Raw genomic sequence first — 17,211 nt, 5'->3', positions numbered from 1 at the left:
CCCGGCCTCAGGCGTAGCGCGGGGCGGTGCCGGTCGCGCGCTCTATGAGCCGCTGGACCATCTCGTCCGAGGTGGTGTTCTCGCCGGGCAGGTTCGGTTTTCCGGTGCCGTGGTAGTCGCTCGAGCCCGTGATGATCAGATCGTGCTTCGCCGCGATCGCATGCAGCGCCTTCCTGCCTGACGCGGTGTTCTCACGGTGGTCGATCTCGAAACCGCCCAGGCCCGCGACTATCAGCTGCTCGATGAAATGCAGGGGCATCATGTGGTCCCGCCCGACCGTCGCCGGGTGTGCGATGATCGCCACCCCTCCGGCGTCCGTGATCAGACGTACCGCGGTGAGCGGGTCGGGAGCGTAGTGCGGCTCGTAGTACCCCTCGCGCGGGTGCAGGATCCCGTCGAACGCCTCGGTACGGTCCCGGACGATCCCCCGCGCGACGAGAGCGTCGGCGATGTGCGGGCGACCCACGGTCGCGTCGAGGGTGGTCTGAGCGAGGACGTCGTCCCAGTCGAGGTCGTAATCGCGACCGATGCTGCGGACGATCCTCTCGGCACGACCGATCCGATCGCCGCGGATCCGATCGGTCTCGGCTCTGAGCGCCTCGTCGAGCGGGTCGAACAGGTAGCCGAGCACATGCACACTGCGCCATTCGTGCTTCGCCGAGAGCTCCATGCCGGGGATGAACGTCATCCCCAGTCGGGCGGTGGCCGCTGCCGCCTCCTCCCATCCCGTGCTGCGGTCGTGGTCGGTCAGCGCCACGGTGCGCAGACCGTATGCGTGCGCCTGGCTCACGACCTCAGCCGGCGCCTCCGTGCCGTCCGAGTGGTTGGAGTGCATGTGCAGGTCGGACGGACCGGCGAAACGGCGGGGGGAAGCGGTGGCCATCCTCCGAGCGTACCGACGACGGCGGGCGCCGGTCGCGACCGCCTGTCGCTCTAGGGACTTCACAGAGAGGACTTCTAGGCTGAAGGGGATGTTTCGACTACTGGGGATCCTCTTCACCGTGCTGCTCGCGATCGCGACGGCGGTCGTGGTGTGGCCGCAGTTCTTCCGTCTCGAGCAGACCTTCCCCTTCGCTCAGATCGTCGCCGCCCGCGGGGTGGTGCTCGCAGCGTTCCTCGTCATCGCTGCTCTGTCTCTGCTGCTGCTCCTCGCGAAGCCGTTGCGCGGCTTCGCCGCATCCGTCCTGATCATCGCGCTGCTCGGCGCGGGGGCGACGGGGGCCATCGGCTTCGTCCGGGGTTTCGGTGCGGACACGCTTCCCGCTGCGACGGACTCGAGCATCAGGGTGCTCACCTGGAACACCGCCGGCGATGAGGTGTCGGCCGAGGAGATCGCCAGGGAGATCCTCGATCGGGAGGCCGACATCGTCGCGCTGCCCGAGACCACGGAAGAGGTCGGCGAGCAGGTGGCAGTGCTGCTGCGCGATCAGGATCACCCGATGTGGGTGCACCACGTGCAGTTCAAGCCCGACGTCGTCGACGGTCCGAAGTCATGGCACACGACCGTCCTCGTCTCCCCCGACCTCGGCGAGTACTCGGTGATCGCCTCGTCGGAGGACGGCTCGAACAACACCGGCTCGGTGCCCAGCGCCGTGCTGATGCCGATCGATGGCACGGGCCCCGGGATCGTCGCCGTGCACGCCGTCGCACCGCGTATGGACGACATGGCGCAGTGGCAGAGCGACCTGCGATGGATCGCCGACCAGTGCCCCGCGGGCGACTTCATCGTCGCCGGGGATTTCAACGCGACGATCGATCACATGGCCGGACTCGGCGTCGACGGCGGCGATATGGGCTACTGCCGCGACGCGGCGACCCGGACGGGGAACGGCTTCAGCGGAACCTGGCCGAGCTCGCTGCCGGCGTTGCTCAGCACCCCGATCGACCACGTGATGGCGTCGCCCAGCTGGGCGGCGACCGGATCGGTCGTGATCGGCGGCGGCGGTGGCAGCGACCATCGCGGACTCGTGGTGCAGCTCGAGCCCACGGGCTGACATCCCGCAGTCGTCACGCAGGTGACAGACTGGAGGGATGAGCACCGCAGAACGCGACACGATCGCAGAGCCGACGACCGAGACTCCCGTCGAAGCCACCACCACGAACCGGAAGCAGCCCTTCCCGCGCGGATTCCTCGACACGATCTCGACCGGATGGGCCGAACGCCCCGAGTCGATCCCCGCGCCCCGCGCGCAGGCGCCGTTCGCCGCCGTGCGCCGCGCCGCCGTCTCTGCCGCCTTCCCCGGCAAGCGTCTGGTCATTCCGGCCGGCTCGCTCAAGCAGCGCAGCAATGACACGGACTACCCGTACCGCGCGCATTCGGCCTTCGCACACCTCACCGGGTGGGCATCGGACGCCGAGCCCGACTCGATCCTCGTGTTCGATCCGACCGACGCCGGCCACGACGTCACCCTGTACTTCCGCGAGCGCGCAGACCGCACCACGACGGAGTTCTACGCGGATGCCACCGTCGGCGAGTTCTGGATCGGCCCCCGCCCCTCGCTCGCCGGGGTCGCCGCAGACCTCGATGTCGCGACCGAGCACCTCGCAGAGTTCTCGAGCACCGAGGGCGAGCTGGTCCTCGAGGAGGACGACGACCTCACGCGGTTCGTCTCGGAGCTCCGACTCGTCAAGGACGAGTACGAGATCGCCGAGATGCGCCGTGCCGTCGACATCACCGCACAGGGCTTCGAGGACGTCATCCGCTCGCTTCCGGAGGCGATCGCGCACGCTCGAGGCGAGCGGGTCGTCGAGGGCGTCTTCCATCGCCGCGCACGCGAAGACGGCAACGGCGAGGGCTACGACACGATCGCGGCGTCCGGTCCGCACGCGTGCTACCTGCACTGGACCCGCAACGACGGAACAGTCGTTCCCGGCGACCTGATCCTGGTGGATGCCGGTGTCGAGGCCGACAGCCTGTACACCGCCGACATCACCCGCACGCTGCCTGTCTCCGGCACCTTCACCGAGGTGCAGCGCCGCGTCTACGAGACCGTCCGCGAGGCCGCCGACGCCGCCTTCGCCGCAGCTCGAATCGGAGTGCGCTTCCGCGAGGTGCACGAGGCCGCCATGCGCGTCATCGCCGCACGCGTCGCCGAATGGGGTCTGCTGCCGGTCACCGCCGACGAGGCGCTGGATGCAGACGCCGGTGGACAGCACCGTCGTTACATGGTGCACGGCACATCGCACCATCTGGGCATCGATGTGCACGACTGCGCTCAGGCGCGGCGCGAGATGTACTACGACGGCATCCTCGCCCCGGGCATGGTGTTCACGATCGAGCCCGGCCTCTATTTCCAGATCGACGACCTCACGGTGCCCGCGGAGTACCGCGGCATCGGGGTGCGCATCGAGGACGACATCCTGATGACCCAGGACGGCCCGGTCAATCTGTCCGCCGACATCCCCCGCACCGCCGACGAGGTCGAAGCCTGGATCGCGCGCGTCCAGAGCTGAGCCCGCTGCATGCACGAGGGCGAGCTCGAACTCACCGAGGAGACCGCTGCGCGACTGATCGCGCAGCGGTTCCCCGAGTTCGCGCACATGCCCATCGAGCGGGTCGGCACCGCAGGGACCGTCAACACGATCATCCGGATCGGCGACGATATCGCGGCACGGTTCCCCCTCGTCGCGGAGTCGGCTGAGGTACTCGCCGCCGAGGCTGCGGCGATGGGAGAACTCGCAGATGTCTGCGCCGTGCCATCGCCTCGTCCTCTCGGTGTCGGTGCGGCGACGTCGGCGTATCCCTCGGCATGGTCGGTGCAGACCTGGGTGCCTGGCGAGACGGCGGGCCATGCTCTCCACGCGACATCCGACCGTCTGGCACTCGACGTCGCCACGCTGATCGCGTCGCTGCGGGCCGCGGATGCGCGCGGTCGCGAGTTCGACGGCCAGGGTCGTGGCGGCGTCCTCGCCGATCATGATGAGTGGGTCGGACTCTGCGTCCGCAGAAGCTCCCATCTGATCGATGCCGCTCGCGTGGAGCGGCTCTGGGGAGCCCTGCGCGACCTGCCGCGCTCCGGCCCGGATGTGATGAGCCATCGCGATCTCACCCCGTTCAACCTGCTGGTCAGGGGCGATCACCTTGTGGGCGTCCTCGACGGAGGCGGATTCGGCCCTGCGGATCGCGCCCTCGACCTGGTCGCCGCCTGGCACCTGTTCGACGCGCCCCGCCGACGCGCAGTGCGCGAGCAGGTCGGCGCGTCGGATGTCGAGTGGCTGCGCGGTGCCGGATGGGCACTGCAGCAGGCGATGGGTCTCGGCTGGTACTACGAGGCCTCGAATCCTGCGATGAGCACCCTCGGTCTCTCGACCGTGCATCGACTGCTCGACGACGCTGAGCTCACGGCGCTCGGGTGATGGCTACGCGGGCGGATCCGCGACGATCTCGACCTTGAATCCCTGCTCGTTCTCGACCCACCCGGCCGTGAGGTCGAGCCCCAGCCGTTCGAACAGCCACCCCCAGCTGCCCGAGGCCTCATCGATGTCAGGCACCCAGACCTCGACGTGGTGCAGGCCCTTCATGACTGCTGCACGAACTCCGCGACGAACGGCGCGAGCGACGCTCCGATCTCGGACGCAGGGCGCTTGCGCCCCTTGACCTCGAAGGTGTGTCCGCCGCCCTCGATCCAGATGACGCGCGCGTTCCGGCAGGTCGCCACGACCTCTTCGAACTGCGTCACGGGCTGGATGAACGGATCGTTCGTCCCTTCGATGAACAGCTGCGGAACGCCGATGGCCGGCAGGTGCTCGGCGCGCGGCTTCTCCGGCTTGCCCGGCGCGTGCAGCGGGTACCCGAGGTACGCGAGACCGTCGACGGAGAGTCCCTCCGCGACGGCCATGGACGCCATGCGTCCGCCGTACGACTTGCCGGTCGCCCAGATCGCGTCGTCCGGGTTCCGCTCGCGCGCGAAGGCGACGACCGCTTTCCAGGTTGCGATCGCATGCGACGCCGGCCCCGGCATCCTGCGTCCCTGCTCGACGTAGGGGAAGTTGAAGCGCAGCGTGGCATGTCCGCGAGAGGCGAGTTCCTCGGCGAAGCCCGTGAGGAAGGGGTGGTCCTTGCCGGTGCCCGCGCCGTGCGCGATGATCACGGTCGATCCGCTGTCTCCTGCCGACCAGTCTGCGGAGACGACCGTCGGTCCGGCGGGCAGATCGACGTGGATCTCGACCATCAGGCGCGCAGGTAGGGAATCGCGAACGGTATGCGCACGACCTTGCCGCTCGACGCCTTCACCATGCCCACGATCACGAGAACGAGGTGCAGCACCGACAGAGCGAAGTAGATCGTGATCGGAATGCCGATGGGATAGAACCCGCTCGACGGAGAGTCGGCTGTGAGCGAGAAGAGGATCACGAAATGCGAGATGAGCAGCACCGTCGACACGAGCAGGTAGGTGAGGCCCCAGTTCGCGGCCGCCCGAGCGTTCTCGCTGGCCACACCGCCGAAGCGACGCGACGCTCCGCCGCTGACCGCCATCGCGATCCCTGATGCGAGTCCGCCCACGAAGGGGAACGGGATCAGGATCAGGAGGCCGAGAGCCCACGGGAGCAGGCCGCGGGGCGGCACAGCTGCGGGATAGGCACCCGCGGGGTAGCCCTGCGCCGGATACCCCTGCGCGGGAGGCATCTGCGGCGGGGCGTATCCGACGGGCTGCTGTGGTGCCGACGCCTGACCGGGAGCGATGGGAGGGACGTATCCCGGTGACTGTGGCGCCGGATGCTGTGCGTACCCCGGAGCCTGTGGCGGCGTGTAACCGTACGAGGGCGCCGGCGGCACCGCTCCGTGGGAAGGCGGCGCGGGCGGGGCCGGAGGAACCGGAGGGTGTCCGGGTGTCGCCGCGGAGCCGGTCTCGTTCTGAGCGTCGGACATCAGACGGTTCCCGCAGAGGTGGGCGGAAGTCCGGGCTTGCCGGGGTCGGGCGTATCGATCGGAGGTGCAGTCGGATCTGCGGGGCGGGGCGGAACGGTCGGCTCCTCGGGAGCGGCCTCCGGGCCACCGAGCGGCGGGGTGGGCCCGGCTTCGGGAGTGGGGTCCTCAGGCGAGACGGGAGGCGTCACCGGAGGTGCAGGCGCCGGGGCCGGCTGTCCACCGGGAGCGATGCGCTCACCGTACCGCGGCGGCTCGTCGAGGTCGACCGGAGCGCGCACCGGGGAGGGCTTCGCCGCGCCGAGAGCCAGACGCGCCTTCGCGAGCGAGGTGGACTGCACCCGAACCTCGTAGTGGTCGGCGGCGAACTGCGTGACGCTCGCGAAATCGCGGCGTCGGCGCACGATCGCATACGTGACGAGGCTGAGGAGCATGCCGAGCGCGACGCCGATGAAGACGAACCCGACGAAGAGCTGGATCGGCACCTCCGGGTTGCCGATCACGAGGATCGCGGAGAGGAACAGGCCGATGAGCACTCCGTTGATCGCTCCCGACCGTGCTGCGGCCGCATAGCCGAGGCGTCCGGTGATGCGCTCGACCGTCCGGACGCTCTGCCCGATGATCGCGATGTCTCGGGCCGGCACCTCCTGGGCGATCAGTTTCGACACCGTCTTCTGGGCGCCTTCGTAATCGCGGGTGGAGGCGACGATCTCGCCCTCATCGCGGCTGTCAGCTGGACGGTTCAGCATGCTCATCCCGCCATTGTTCCATGCCTTGTGGTGACAGGGCCGGGAGTGTGTCGTGCGGCAGCCCCGCCGGGGGCCACGGGAGGACACCGCGCACTACGCTGGACGGGTGAGCACACAACGGGTATTCGCCGCGCGCCTGGCAGGTTGCGCCGTCTTCGATCCCGTGGGCGACCGGCTCGGCAAAGTCCGAGATGTCGTCATCGTGTACCGAAGTACGGCTGCTCCGCGTGTCATCGGACTCGTCGTCGAGATCCCCGGGCGGCGACAGGTCTTCCTGTCGATAGGCCGGGTGACGTCGATCCGTGCAGGCCAGGTGATCAGCACCGGGCTCATCAACGTGCGCCGCTTCTCGCCGCGTGCCGGCGAGGTACGGGTGCTCGCCGAGCTCCTCGGTCGCCGAGTCAGCCTCGTCGACGGCACCGGCACGGCAGTCATCGAAGACGTCGCCATCGAGCCGAACCGTCTGGGCGAATGGGCCGTCAGCCAGCTCTTCCTCCGCCGCCCGAAGACCAGCGCGTCGCCGTTCGCCAAGGGCCCGACGACCTTCGCCGCCTGGAGCGAGGTCGCCGAGCAGCACTCGCCCGGTGAGTCGCAATCCGCCGAGCAGCTGGTCGCCTCCTACTCCGAGCTTCACGCCGCCGACCTCGCGAACACCCTGCTCGATCTGCCGCAGCAGCGCATGATCGAGGTCGCCGAGGAACTCTCCGACGATCGTCTCGCCGATGCTCTGGAAGAGATGCCGGAGGACGACCAGGTGCACATCCTCGATCGCCTCGGCGACGAGCGAGCCGCCGACATCCTCGACCAGATGGAGCCGGACGACGCCGCCGACCTCCTCGCTCAGCTGCCGCCCAATCGTCTCGAGCAGCTTCTCGAGCTGATGGAGCCGGAGGAGGCCGAGGACGTCAGGATGCTCCTGCGCTACGGCCCCGACACGGCGGGTGGTCTCATGACTCCCGAGCCGATCATCCTCTCCGCCGACGCGACGGTGGCGGAGGCGCTGGCTCTCATCCGGCGTCACGAACTGCACCCCGCCCTCGCCGCAGCCGTGTTCGTGACTCTGCCGCCCTTCGAGACGCCGACAGGCAGACTGCTCGGGATGGTGCACTTCCAGAGGATGCTGCGCTACCCGCCGCACGAGCGTCTCGGCGCGATCATGGATGACAGTCTCGAGCCCGTGCGGGTCACCGCATCTGCGGCCGAGGTGGCCAGGATGCTCGCGAGCTACGACCTGGTCTCGCTTCCGGTGATCGACGCCGCGCATCGTCTCGTCGGCGCGATCAGCATCGACGACGTCCTCGACTATCTGCTGCCCGACGACTGGCGGACGCATGACAGCGACGAGCCGGCGGTCCCCAAGGAGGTGCGCTGATGCCCCGCTCCCGTTCGCCTCGGCTCGACGCTCCGCTGGGGCGCGGCACCCCACGGCAGCGGCCGACGTCGCGCGACCGCTTCGGCCGTTTCACCGAGTGGGTCGCGCGCGCCATGGGCACCCCGGCGTTCCTGCTCATCCTCACTCTGTTCTGCGTGCTCTGGATCTGCTGGAACACTCTACTGCCCGATCACCTGCGCTTCGATGACGCCGCGCTCGGCTTCACGGCTCTCACCCTCATGCTCTCTCTGCAGGCGTCATACGCGGCACCTCTGATCCTCCTCGCACAGAACCGCCAGGACGACCGCGACCGCGTGCAGATCGAGCAGGATCGCCAACGCGCCGAGCGCAACCTCGCCGACACCGAATACCTCGCTCGAGAGATCGTCGCGCTGCGGATGTCGCTCGAGGAGCGCAACAACCAGGTCGTGACCCGCGATGTGCTCCGCCAGGAGCTCAAGTCCCTGCTCGCCGAGCTCGGCGAGCATGATGACGAGACGGCCGAGCGACGCCCCCGCGGCCGCTCCGCATCATCATGAGCTCTGCCGAGTCCGTCCGAGCGGCCGTCGCCGGCGTCACCGACCCCGAGCTGCGCAGACCCATCGGCGACCTCGACATGGTCAGGGAGATCAGCGTCGAGGGAGCACACGCGCACGTGGCGATCGTGCTCACGATCGTCGGTTGTCCTGCAGCGGCTCGCATCGAATCCGATGTCCGCGCCGCCGCCGCCGCGGTGCCGGGCATCGCGGAGGTGGAGGTGGAGGTCGGCGTGATGACGCCGTCCGAACGCAAGGCGCTCACCGAGAAGCTGCGTGACGGGCGGCCTGCTCGCCAGATGCCCTTCGGGCCGGACTCGCTCACACGGGTGATCCTCGTCTCGAGCGGCAAGGGCGGCGTGGGCAAGTCCACCGTGACAGCGAACCTCGCGGTCGCGCTGGCTGCTCAGGGACTCTCGGTCGGCCTCGTCGACGCCGATGTGCACGGCTTCTCGATCCCGGGACTCCTCGGCATCCCTGCGGGAACACAGCCCACGCGCATCGACGACCTCATGCTTCCGCCCGTCGCCCATGGCGTGAAGACCATCTCGATCGGGATGTTCCTCCGTGACGGCGAGGCGGTGGTGGCCTGGCGTGGCCCGATGCTGCACCGCACGGTGCAGCAGTTCCTGACAGACGTGTTCTTCGGCGATCTCGACATCCTTCTGATCGACATGCCTCCGGGCACAGGCGACATCGCCATCTCGATCGGGCAGCTGCTGCCCCACGCCGAGGTGCTGGTCGTCACGACGCCGCAGGCGGCAGCGTCCGATGTGGCGATCCGCAGCGGGCTGGTCGCCCGCCAGACCGGTCAGCGCGTGATCGGAGTGGTCGAGAACATGGGCGCCCTCACCCTTCCGGACGGCACCGTGGTCGATCTGTTCGGTTCAGGGGGCGGCGCCGCCGTGGCCAGCGCACTGTCGGAGACACAACCCGTGCCCTTGCTCGCATCGATCCCCCTCAGTCCCGCGCTCCGGGCGGGCGGTGACGAAGGGGTGCCGGTGGTGCTCAGAGACCCCGGGGACGCGGCAGCCGTCGCCATCCGCGAACTCGCGGGCTCCCTCGCCACCCAGGGTCGCGGTCTCGCCGGCCGTTCGCTCCCGATGACCCTGGGCTGACACGATCGTGGCTCTCCCCGTCGACGAGAAGCTGCTGCGAGGCATGGCGCGCGACGCCGCGATCTACGCCCTCACCCGCCCCGCGGCGATCGTGATGTGGGTCGCCCTCGTCGCGGCATTCGTCGTCAGCATCCTCAATCTCACCGCCACGGGCGGTGCGCAGGGGCCGTCGGGTCTGCTGCCCGTCGCGAGCATCGCCCTCATGGTCTACGCGGTCGTGATGACGGTCGCCGGCGCCAGACGCGCGGTGCGGGCCGCGAACCCTCCGGGCAGCGCCGTGTGGATTCGACTCGGCGACAGCTCTCTGCACGTCGGCACCGGCAGTCGATCGTCGGACATCGCATACACCACCTTCCAGAGCGTGCGTGCCGGGAGACATGCCGTGCTCCTCAGACTTCGAGGGGCGTCCGCGGTCACGGCGATCCCGCGTGCGCTGCTGTCCGACGACGACATCGTGACGCTGCGGTCCAGGATCGGCTGACCTCGATCAGGCCGGAGACGGCTTCGGCGCACGGCGGGTGATCAGGCGCCTCAGCAGGATCACCAGGGGAAGGGCCACCGCGAGAGGCGGGCTCATCACCGCTCCGAGAGCGAGCAGAGTCCCCACCGCGAAGTCGTTGCCGCCGGTGCGGCCGAGCCCGATGCTGCCCTCGCCGATCGAGTCCCCGGCGACGAGGAACAGACCGTCGTACGTGTCGAGCGAATCCCGGCAGTCCACCAGGTGGGCGCCTGCCTCGACCGCGGTGAACTGGGCGGACTGCACGAACCCCGGCCGCGGCGTCATCCACCAGAGCACATCGTCCCAGCTCACCGCGGATGCGCCCCGCTGAGGACGCTCGCCGCCGTCCGGCCCGATGACGGTGCAGTCCATGGTGCCGAGCGTGGCGGAGATCCCACTGGTCCAGATGCCCACTCGCGATCCGGCGTCGAGGTCTACGGTCATCGTCGTCCCGATCGGCGCGTCCTCGGCGGCCTCGATCGACCGCACGATCGGCATCACCCACAGGGTCCAGACGAGGATTCCTGTCAGGGCGCAGATCGCAGCGACGACGAATGCCATCCGGTCTCTGCTTCGGAGCCGACTCGGGTCGACCGTTCGCGTCACGTGGCTTCGGGATCGAACGGCGGCGGACTCGCGACGGAGAACTCCGGTCGCACCCTCGGCGTCCGCACGGGCTTCACCGAAGGCTCTGCGACGACCGCGTCCGCCCTCGCGGGCCCGGGCGCCGCATCGTCTTCGAAGAGCGCGTCACGGATGATGCGTCTGGGGTCGTACTGCCGAGGATCGAGCTTGCGCCAGTCGACGTCGTCGATGTCGGGACCCATCTCGTCGCGGACGCGTGATTTGGTGTCGCGGAGGAACTCGCCGGCACGCCGAGCGAGCTTCGCGACGCTCTCGGCGTAGCGGGGCAGCCGCTCCGGTCCGATGAGCAGCGCAGCGATCAGACCGATGAGCAGCAGCTTCTCGAAGGTGATCCCGAACTGCATGTGTCCAGGCTACCGCCGCGCCTGCCGTTGTGCCGCGCACCGACCGCATACGCTGGGAGAACACATATCTCAGTCGGGAGAATCAGGCAATGAGCGAGAACGATGCGAACGCACGTTTCATCCGCGAGTCGATCGTGGAGCCTTCGCCGATCGCCCGCGCGCGTGCGCACGCCATCGAACTCGGCGCGTCGCCGATCAGCGCGGCCGTCGGCTCGCAGATCGCCGTGCTGGCCGCCGCGACAGGTGCCAGGTCGATCGTCGAGATCGGCACCGGGGCCGGCGTCTCGGGCCTCTGGCTGCTGCGAGGCGCCCCGCAGGCCGTGCTGACCTCGATCGACAACGAACCCGAGCATCTGGCCGCGGCTCGGCAGGCGTTCGCAGAGGCTCGAGTCCCCGCGACGAAGGCTCGTTTCATCACTGGTCGCGCCGCCGACGTGCTGCCCCGCATGAACGAGGCGTCGTATGACATCGTGCTCGTCGATGCCGACCCCGAGAACGTCATCGACTACGTCGAGCACGGGCTGCGATTGGTGCGGACCGGCGGAATGGTCCTGGTCCCCCGCGTTCTCAGCGGCGGCCGCGTGGCCGACCCGGTGCAGCGCGACGAGGTGACCTCGGCCTACCGCTCTCTCGTGCAGGAGACCCAGGAGTCGTCCGCCGTACTCGCGACCGTCTCGGCTTCCGGTGAAGGTCTGCTCCAGCTGATCAGTGTCGGCGAGGCCTGAGCCTCCTCCACTCCATACAGACGGAAGAGGGCGACGGATCGATGATCCGTCGCCCTCTTCGTGAATCCGCGTGCGCGAATTCGAGTTCTCTCAGGCGGGCTTCACGACGGCTGCCAGCACGTCGTGCAGTTCCTTCGCCTCTGCGTCGTTCACGGAGACGACCAGACGGCCGCCTCCCTCGAGCGGGACGCGCACGATGATGAGTCGTCCTTCTTTTACGGCCTCCATGGGTCCGTCTCCGGTCCTCGGCTTCATCGCTGCCATCGTGGGCTCCTTTTCCTCCGGTGGTATGCGATCAGTTTATCGGGTGTTACCGGAACCTGGATGTCCCCTATGAAGAAATGCATCAAGCCTTAACATTCACGGCACCTGCCAGAACGTGTTCCCGAGCGCGTAAATGTGGTAAATCCAGAGCCACTGACCCAGCAGGCAGACCGCCAGAACCCCGAGCCGCCACACGCGCGAGCGCGGCACGGCGAGCGCTCCCCAGGCAGGACTCAACGGCAGGAGCAGCCGGAACGTGCTCGACTGCGGGAAGAAGACGGCGAGCAGGTAGAGCAGGTAGCTCGCACTCCAGAGCCTCAGGTCGGGACCGAGCGCACGCACCTGAGGCAGGTAGAGCAGAGCGGCACCGGCCGCCACGACGAGGAGGGCGAGGGCGACCGGACCCCACCCGCCGGGGAGTCCCCACTGGGCGAACCAGAACTGGGACGCCTGGATCCAGCCCTCGAAAGGCACGAACCCGTCGACTCCGCCGACGAGCCAGTTCCGGCGCCACGCGAGCTCGGTCGCGAGATACGCACCCGGGTCCCCGGTGACGATGCCCGCGATGACCTGCCACGAGAAGCCCGCGACGGTGGCGAGCGCGCCGAGCGCCACGATGTGCACGATCTCCTGCGGCACGAGGGGGTCATCTCTGCGGTACCACCAGCGGAGGATGCCGTGCAGACCGAGATAGAGGGCGAACGCGAGTATCCCCGGCCTGGTGAAGGCCATGACGGGGATGAGGAGATACAGCCAGACGTAGTTCCGGCGCACCGTGGCATCGAGCGCGAGAAACAGCAGGAGGAGGAACAGCGTCTCGGCGTATCCGACCTGGAACATCGCGGCGATCGGCCCCGAGGCGAAGAACACCACCGCCCACATCGCCGCCCGCGCGCCGATGCGGTCGTGCAGCAATCGGTGCAGGGCCAGACATGCGAAGTAGCCGGCGACGAAGGACAGCAGGAACGCGCCCATCCCCCACGAACTGAAGACGAACCCGACCGCCTTGGCGGCGAAAGCGAACACCGGCATGAACGCCCAGGCGTTCTCGGCGACCTCACCGGACTCGGTGAGGGGAAGGGATGAGGGATACCCCTCTTCGGCGACGAGCCAGTACCACTGCGCGTCCCAGCCGACGATGAAGTCGGCGAGCCCCGGCTCGGCCCCGAACCTCGACAGAGACGTCGACTGCGTCGCCGCCACGATCATCATCGCAGTCGTCACGGCGCGCGCCGCGAGGTAGATCAGGGCGATCCGCAGCGCCAGTGGCGCACCCGCCCATCGACGGGTCGCGGTCAGCGCGAACTGAGCCATGCGCGCAGTCCTCGCTCGACGGCGTCGATCTGCGCGAGCGGAACGCGCTCCTCGTCATGGTGGGCGAGGTGCGGGTCTCCCGGTCCGTAGTTCACTGCGGGGATGCCGAGGGCCGAGAAGCGCGCGACATCCGTCCAGCCGTACTTCGGCCGCGGTTCGGCGCCGACGGCAGCCACGAAGTCCCGGGCGATCGGCGCATCGAGACCGGGTCGCGCGCCTTCGGCGGCATCGGTGATCTCGACGTCGAAGCCGGCCAGCAGGTTGCGGATGTGCGCTTCCGCATCCGCCGCCGATTTGCTCGGAGCGAACCGGTAGTTCACCTCGACCTCGCACGCATCGGGGATCACGTTGCCCGCGACCCCTCCGGTGATACGGACGGCGCTCATGCTCTCGCGATAGAGCAGGCCGTCGACAGCGATCTCTTTCGCACGGTACTCGGCCAGACGCGCGAGGATCGGGGCGGCCCGATGGATGGCGTTCTCACCGATCCAGGCGCGGGCGGCGTGCGCGCGGACGCCGGTGGTGCGCACGATGGCGCGCATCGTGCCGTTGCAGCCACCCTCGACCTCGCCGTTCGACGGCTCGCCGAGGATCGCGAAGTCGGCCTGGAAGAGGTCCGGCCGAACGGCGGCGAGAAGCGCGAGCCCGTTCTTCGACGCCTCGACCTCCTCGTTGTCGTACCACATCCAGGTGATGTCGACCGAGGGCTCGGTGAGCTCTGCGGCGAGCTTCAGCTGCACCGCGGTGCCGCTCTTCATGTCGACGGTCCCCCGGCCCCAGAGGTAGGCGACACCGTCGATCTCGAGGTCCTTCGTCGGCACGTTGCCGTTGATCGGCACGGTGTCGATGTGACCGGCGATCGCGACCCGCTGCGCACGACCCAGATTCGTCCGGGCGACGATCGTATTTCCGTGTCGGAGCACCTCGAGGTGGGGGTAGGCGGAGATCGCCTCCTCGATGGCGTCCGCGAGTGTCTTCTCGTCACCCGAGACACTCGGGATGTCGCAGATCGCACGGGTCAGGTCGACGGAGGACGCTGTCAGGTCGAGCATCATGCACCCAGCCTACTTACCCCGACATCTGTGCGATCGTCCACGCCTGGTCGCGATACCGTGGAGGCATGACTGAGGCGCGCACCGTGTGGGGTACCGGACTTTCGACGATCGCCGGAGACGGCACTGTTCTCGACGCCTGGTTCCCCGAGCTGACGGCCGTCGCGCCCAGCGCCGAAGATGCAACCGCCGCCCTCGCGGCGCTCGAGCCGCTCGCCGGTCCTGACGAGCGCCGCAACGTGACCGTCGAGACCGTGCAGCTGCACGTCGACCTGGATGCTGCGCCGACGTCGACCGCTGACGCCTACCTGCGACTGCACGCGCTCTCGCACCTGCTGGTGCGACCGAACGAGCTCAACCTCGACGGCATCTTCGCCCACCTGCCGAACGTGGCCTGGACCAACGCCGGCCCTGTGCATCCCGATGACGCAGCGCGACTCCGCCCGCTGCTCCAGCGTGCGGGTATCCAGGTGCAGGGACTCGACAAGTTCCCCCGGCTCACCGACTACGTGCAGCCTGCCGGTGTGCGCATCGCCGATGCGTCGCGCGTCCGCCTCGGCGCCCACCTCTCCCCCGGCACGACAGTCATGCACGAGGGCTTCGTGAACTTCAACGCGGGCACACTGGGCGCGTCGATGGTCGAAGGACGCATCTCTCAGGGGGTCGTGGTCGGCGACGGCAGCGACATCGGCGGCGGCTCGTCGATCATGGGCACGCTTTCGGGCGGCGGCTCGCACCGCGTCTCGATCGGATCCCGCACGCTGTTGGGCGCCAACGCGGGGATCGGCATCTCGCTCGGCGACGACTGCATCGTGGAAGCCGGACTCTACGTGACGGCCGGCACCAAGATCGTGCTCCTCGACGGCCCGGTGACCCCCGATGGCGGCAGGAAGACCGTCAAGGGGGCCGAGCTGTCCGGTCAGGACGGCCTGCTGTTCCGCCGCAACTCGCTCAGCGGAGCGGTCGAGGCCGTGCGACGCGCGGGCGTCGGCGTCACACTCAACGAGGCGCTCCACGCCTGAGCGACGCGCTGAGCAGCAGCGCGTCCCAGGCTTCTCCTCCTGACGCGTGATAGTGTCGAAGCGACGATCCTCGCGATGCGAGACGTCTGCGTCGTCGACACGCTCCCGCGCCACTTGCCTGGTTCTGGCCATTTCGAACGGCGAAACGATGCGCGATCCCGCGCCGTCGCCCACCCTTCCGCACCCGGCCCGATGGTTCGTGCGTGCATTCTCACGGAGATTCCCCTATGACTTCCTTCCTCGATCTCGGCGTGCCCGCCGACCTCGCCGCAGTCCTCGCCAAGGACGGCAAGACCGAGGCGTTCGCGATTCAGCGCGACACGCTTCCCGACTCCCTCGCCGGTCGTGACCTCCTCGGCCGCGGCCGCACCGGCAGCGGCAAGACGATCGCGTTCGCCCTCCCCCTCGTCGCCCGTCTCTCCGCGTCCTCGCGCAACAGCCGTCCTGGCCACCCGCGTGGTCTCGTGCTCGCGCCGACCAGGGAGCTCGCCACTCAGATCGCGGCGACCATCGCCCCGCTCGCCGAGGCCAAGGGCCTGCGCGTCACGACCGTCTTCGGCGGCGTCAGCCAGCGCCCGCAGGAGCAGGCCATGCGCAATGGCGTCGACATCGTCGTGGCGTGCCCCGGCCGCCTGGAAGACCTGATGAAGCAGCGGGTCGTGCAGCTCGACGCCGTCGAGGTCACCGTCCTCGACGAGGCCGACCACATGGCCGACCTCGGATTCCTCCCGGGAGTCACCCGCATCCTCACCGCCACGCCGGCCGGAGGCCAGCGCCTGCTCTTCAGCGCGACCCTCGACCGCGGCATCGACACGCTCGCTCGCCGGTTCCTCTCGAACGCGGTCAGCCACGAGGTCGACGAAGAGAGCGTTCCCGTCGGCGAGATGACCCACCGCGTGCTGGTCGTCGACTCGACCGACAACAAGACCGAGCTCGTGCGCGAGCTCGCGTCCGGCACCGGTCGACGCATTCTCTTCACCCGCACGAAGCACCAGGCGAAGAAGCTCGCGAAGCAGCTCACCGCGGCCGGCATCCCGGCCGTCGACCTGCACGGCAACCTGTCGCAGAATGCGCGTGAGCGCAACCTCAGTGCCTTCTCATCCGCTCCGGAAGACGGAGGCGTGCGCGTCCTCGTCGCCACCGACGTCGCGGCCCGCGGGGTGCACGTCGACAACGTCGATCTCGTCGTGCACGTCGACCCGCCGATGGAGCACAAGGCGTACCTGCACCGTTCAGGTCGCACCGCTCGTGCCGGAGCCGCAGGAACGGTCGTGACTGTGGTGCTCCCCGAGCAGCGTCGCGACGTGAAGGACCTCCTGCGCAAGGCCGCGATCAGCGCCGCACTCGAGCCCGTCACCACCGCCGCGGTCACCGAGCTGGTTCCCGAGCGCGCCGCGCACGTGCGCCCTGCACCCATCCAGCAGCAGCAGCAGCAGCGCCAGGCGCCCAAGCAGCGCCCCGCTGGTGGCGAGCGCAACTCAGCCGCCAACCCGCCGTCGCGTCGCAGCCGTCGTCCCCGCTCGGGCCAGGGCGGCCAGGGCGCGCCGGCAGCCCAGGCGGGTTCGCGACAGGGCGGACAGGGCGGATCGCGTCAGGGCGGTCAGTCGCGCAACCAGGGCGGCCGTGGTTGGAGCTCGCAGGGCCGCTGAACCCCGCTGTCATAGAGGCGGGTGCGCCGATGCTCAGGCATCGAGGCACCCGCCTT

General features: G+C 69.0%; 20 protein-coding genes. 10 read left to right on the top strand and 10 right to left on the bottom strand.

The genetic code is table 11. From position 1 onward, the window contains the following. Positions 1-7 precede the first annotated feature (7 nt). Positions 8-883 carry a PHP domain-containing protein gene (locus tag ACZ0AA_RS01530; RefSeq protein ID WP_400861246.1) on the bottom strand — a complete coding sequence of 292 codons (876 nt, stop codon included), beginning with the start codon at positions 881-883 and terminating at the stop codon, positions 8-10. 88 nt (positions 884-971) lie between these two features. On the opposite strand from ACZ0AA_RS01530, the gene ACZ0AA_RS01525 reads away from it, so the two are divergent. From ACZ0AA_RS01525 to ACZ0AA_RS01515, 3 genes are read left to right on the top strand one after another with little or no spacing between them, the layout of a single operon-like run. Next, positions 972-1,994 (top strand): endonuclease/exonuclease/phosphatase family protein, encoded by a 1,023-nt coding sequence (locus tag ACZ0AA_RS01525; RefSeq protein WP_400861248.1) that lies wholly within the window; start codon positions 972-974, stop codon positions 1,992-1,994. A 37-nt stretch (positions 1,995-2,031) separates the two neighbouring features. Then, complete coding sequence (locus ACZ0AA_RS01520) at positions 2,032-3,453, top strand: aminopeptidase P family protein (protein WP_400861250.1); 1,422 nt, start codon at positions 2,032-2,034, stop codon at positions 3,451-3,453. Between the two features lie 9 nt (positions 3,454-3,462). Then, positions 3,463-4,356 carry a phosphotransferase gene (locus tag ACZ0AA_RS01515; protein ID WP_400861252.1) on the top strand — a complete coding sequence of 298 codons (894 nt, stop codon included), beginning with the start codon at positions 3,463-3,465 and terminating at the stop codon, positions 4,354-4,356. Positions 4,357-4,359: 3 nt separating this feature from the next. Here ACZ0AA_RS01515 and ACZ0AA_RS01510 read toward each other — a convergent pair whose 3' ends face one another. From ACZ0AA_RS01510 to ACZ0AA_RS01495, 4 genes are all read right to left on the bottom strand, one after another. Beyond that, on the bottom strand, positions 4,360-4,521 hold the full coding sequence (locus ACZ0AA_RS01510; RefSeq protein WP_463511946.1) for a hypothetical protein: 162 nt from the start codon (positions 4,519-4,521) through the stop codon (positions 4,360-4,362). After that, on the bottom strand, positions 4,518-5,171 hold the full coding sequence (locus ACZ0AA_RS01505; RefSeq protein WP_463511945.1) for an alpha/beta hydrolase family protein: 654 nt from the start codon (positions 5,169-5,171) through the stop codon (positions 4,518-4,520). Before ACZ0AA_RS01505 ends, ACZ0AA_RS01510 begins: the two co-directional genes overlap by 4 nt. After that, on the bottom strand, positions 5,171-5,626 hold the full coding sequence (locus ACZ0AA_RS01500; protein ID WP_463511944.1) for a magnetosome magnetite crystal formation protein family: 456 nt from the start codon (positions 5,624-5,626) through the stop codon (positions 5,171-5,173). The genes ACZ0AA_RS01505 and ACZ0AA_RS01500 overlap by 1 nt, the downstream gene beginning before the upstream one ends. A 242-nt stretch (positions 5,627-5,868) precedes the next feature. Further along, entirely contained in the window at positions 5,869-6,621 is a 753-nt protein-coding gene (locus ACZ0AA_RS01495; protein ID WP_463511943.1) for a YflT domain-containing protein, read from the bottom strand. A 100-nt stretch (positions 6,622-6,721) separates the two neighbouring features. On the opposite strand from ACZ0AA_RS01495, the gene ACZ0AA_RS01490 reads away from it, so the two are divergent. From ACZ0AA_RS01490 to ACZ0AA_RS01475, 4 genes are read left to right on the top strand one after another with little or no spacing between them, the layout of a single operon-like run. Continuing rightward, a complete protein-coding gene (locus ACZ0AA_RS01490; RefSeq protein ID WP_463511942.1) occupies positions 6,722-7,987 on the top strand; it encodes a magnesium transporter MgtE N-terminal domain-containing protein in 1,266 nt (421 codons plus the stop codon). Then, positions 7,987-8,526 carry a DUF1003 domain-containing protein gene (locus ACZ0AA_RS01485; RefSeq protein ID WP_400861263.1) on the top strand — a complete coding sequence of 180 codons (540 nt, stop codon included), beginning with the start codon at positions 7,987-7,989 and terminating at the stop codon, positions 8,524-8,526. The genes ACZ0AA_RS01490 and ACZ0AA_RS01485 overlap by 1 nt, the downstream gene beginning before the upstream one ends. Beyond that, positions 8,523-9,641, top strand: coding sequence for an Mrp/NBP35 family ATP-binding protein (locus tag ACZ0AA_RS01480; RefSeq protein WP_400861264.1), 1,119 nt, complete (start codon positions 8,523-8,525; stop codon positions 9,639-9,641). The genes ACZ0AA_RS01485 and ACZ0AA_RS01480 overlap by 4 nt, the downstream gene beginning before the upstream one ends. Positions 9,642-9,648: 7 nt before the next feature. Beyond that, positions 9,649-10,122 (top strand): YcxB family protein, encoded by a 474-nt coding sequence (locus tag ACZ0AA_RS01475; protein ID WP_463511941.1) that lies wholly within the window; start codon positions 9,649-9,651, stop codon positions 10,120-10,122. Positions 10,123-10,128: 6 nt separating this feature from the next. Here the strand turns inward: ACZ0AA_RS01475 and ACZ0AA_RS01470 are convergent, their stop codons facing one another. Together ACZ0AA_RS01470 and ACZ0AA_RS01465 are read right to left on the bottom strand one after the other, a co-directional pair. Then, complete coding sequence (locus tag ACZ0AA_RS01470) at positions 10,129-10,701, bottom strand: hypothetical protein (RefSeq protein ID WP_463511940.1); 573 nt, start codon at positions 10,699-10,701, stop codon at positions 10,129-10,131. 41 nt (positions 10,702-10,742) lie between these two features. Further along, a complete protein-coding gene (locus tag ACZ0AA_RS01465) occupies positions 10,743-11,129 on the bottom strand; it encodes a Sec-independent protein translocase family protein (RefSeq protein ID WP_400861271.1) in 387 nt (128 codons plus the stop codon). Positions 11,130-11,218: 89 nt separating this feature from the next. Between ACZ0AA_RS01465 and ACZ0AA_RS01460 the strand changes: the two genes are divergently transcribed. Then, positions 11,219-11,854, top strand: coding sequence for an O-methyltransferase (locus ACZ0AA_RS01460; protein ID WP_463511939.1), 636 nt, complete (start codon positions 11,219-11,221; stop codon positions 11,852-11,854). Positions 11,855-11,944: 90 nt separating this feature from the next. On the opposite strand, the gene ACZ0AA_RS01455 is transcribed toward ACZ0AA_RS01460, so the two are convergent. From ACZ0AA_RS01455 to dapE, 3 genes are all read right to left on the bottom strand, one after another. Beyond that, complete coding sequence (locus ACZ0AA_RS01455; protein WP_079112537.1) at positions 11,945-12,118, bottom strand: DUF3117 domain-containing protein; 174 nt, start codon at positions 12,116-12,118, stop codon at positions 11,945-11,947. 96 nt (positions 12,119-12,214) lie between these two features. After that, the gene (locus ACZ0AA_RS01450; RefSeq protein ID WP_463511938.1) at positions 12,215-13,432 is read right to left on the bottom strand and encodes a hypothetical protein; all 1,218 of its coding nucleotides are present in this window, start codon (positions 13,430-13,432) and stop codon (positions 12,215-12,217) included. Next, positions 13,414-14,487, bottom strand: coding sequence for a succinyl-diaminopimelate desuccinylase (gene dapE, locus ACZ0AA_RS01445; protein ID WP_400861278.1), 1,074 nt, complete (start codon positions 14,485-14,487; stop codon positions 13,414-13,416). Before dapE ends, ACZ0AA_RS01450 begins: the two co-directional genes overlap by 19 nt. 65 nt (positions 14,488-14,552) lie before the next feature. Between dapE and dapD the strand changes: the two genes are divergently transcribed. Together dapD and ACZ0AA_RS01435 are read left to right on the top strand one after the other, a co-directional pair. Then, positions 14,553-15,506 (top strand): 2,3,4,5-tetrahydropyridine-2,6-dicarboxylate N-succinyltransferase, encoded by a 954-nt coding sequence (gene dapD, locus ACZ0AA_RS01440; RefSeq protein ID WP_463511937.1) that lies wholly within the window; start codon positions 14,553-14,555, stop codon positions 15,504-15,506. Positions 15,507-15,733: 227 nt separating this feature from the next. Beyond that, entirely contained in the window at positions 15,734-17,155 is a 1,422-nt protein-coding gene (locus tag ACZ0AA_RS01435) for a DEAD/DEAH box helicase (protein WP_463511936.1), read from the top strand. Positions 17,156-17,211: the final 56 nt, after the last annotated feature.

The sequence above is a fragment of the Microbacterium sp. AC035 genome (genome assembly GCF_979258485.1).
This window is presented reverse-complemented; position numbering and strand designations above follow the sequence as displayed.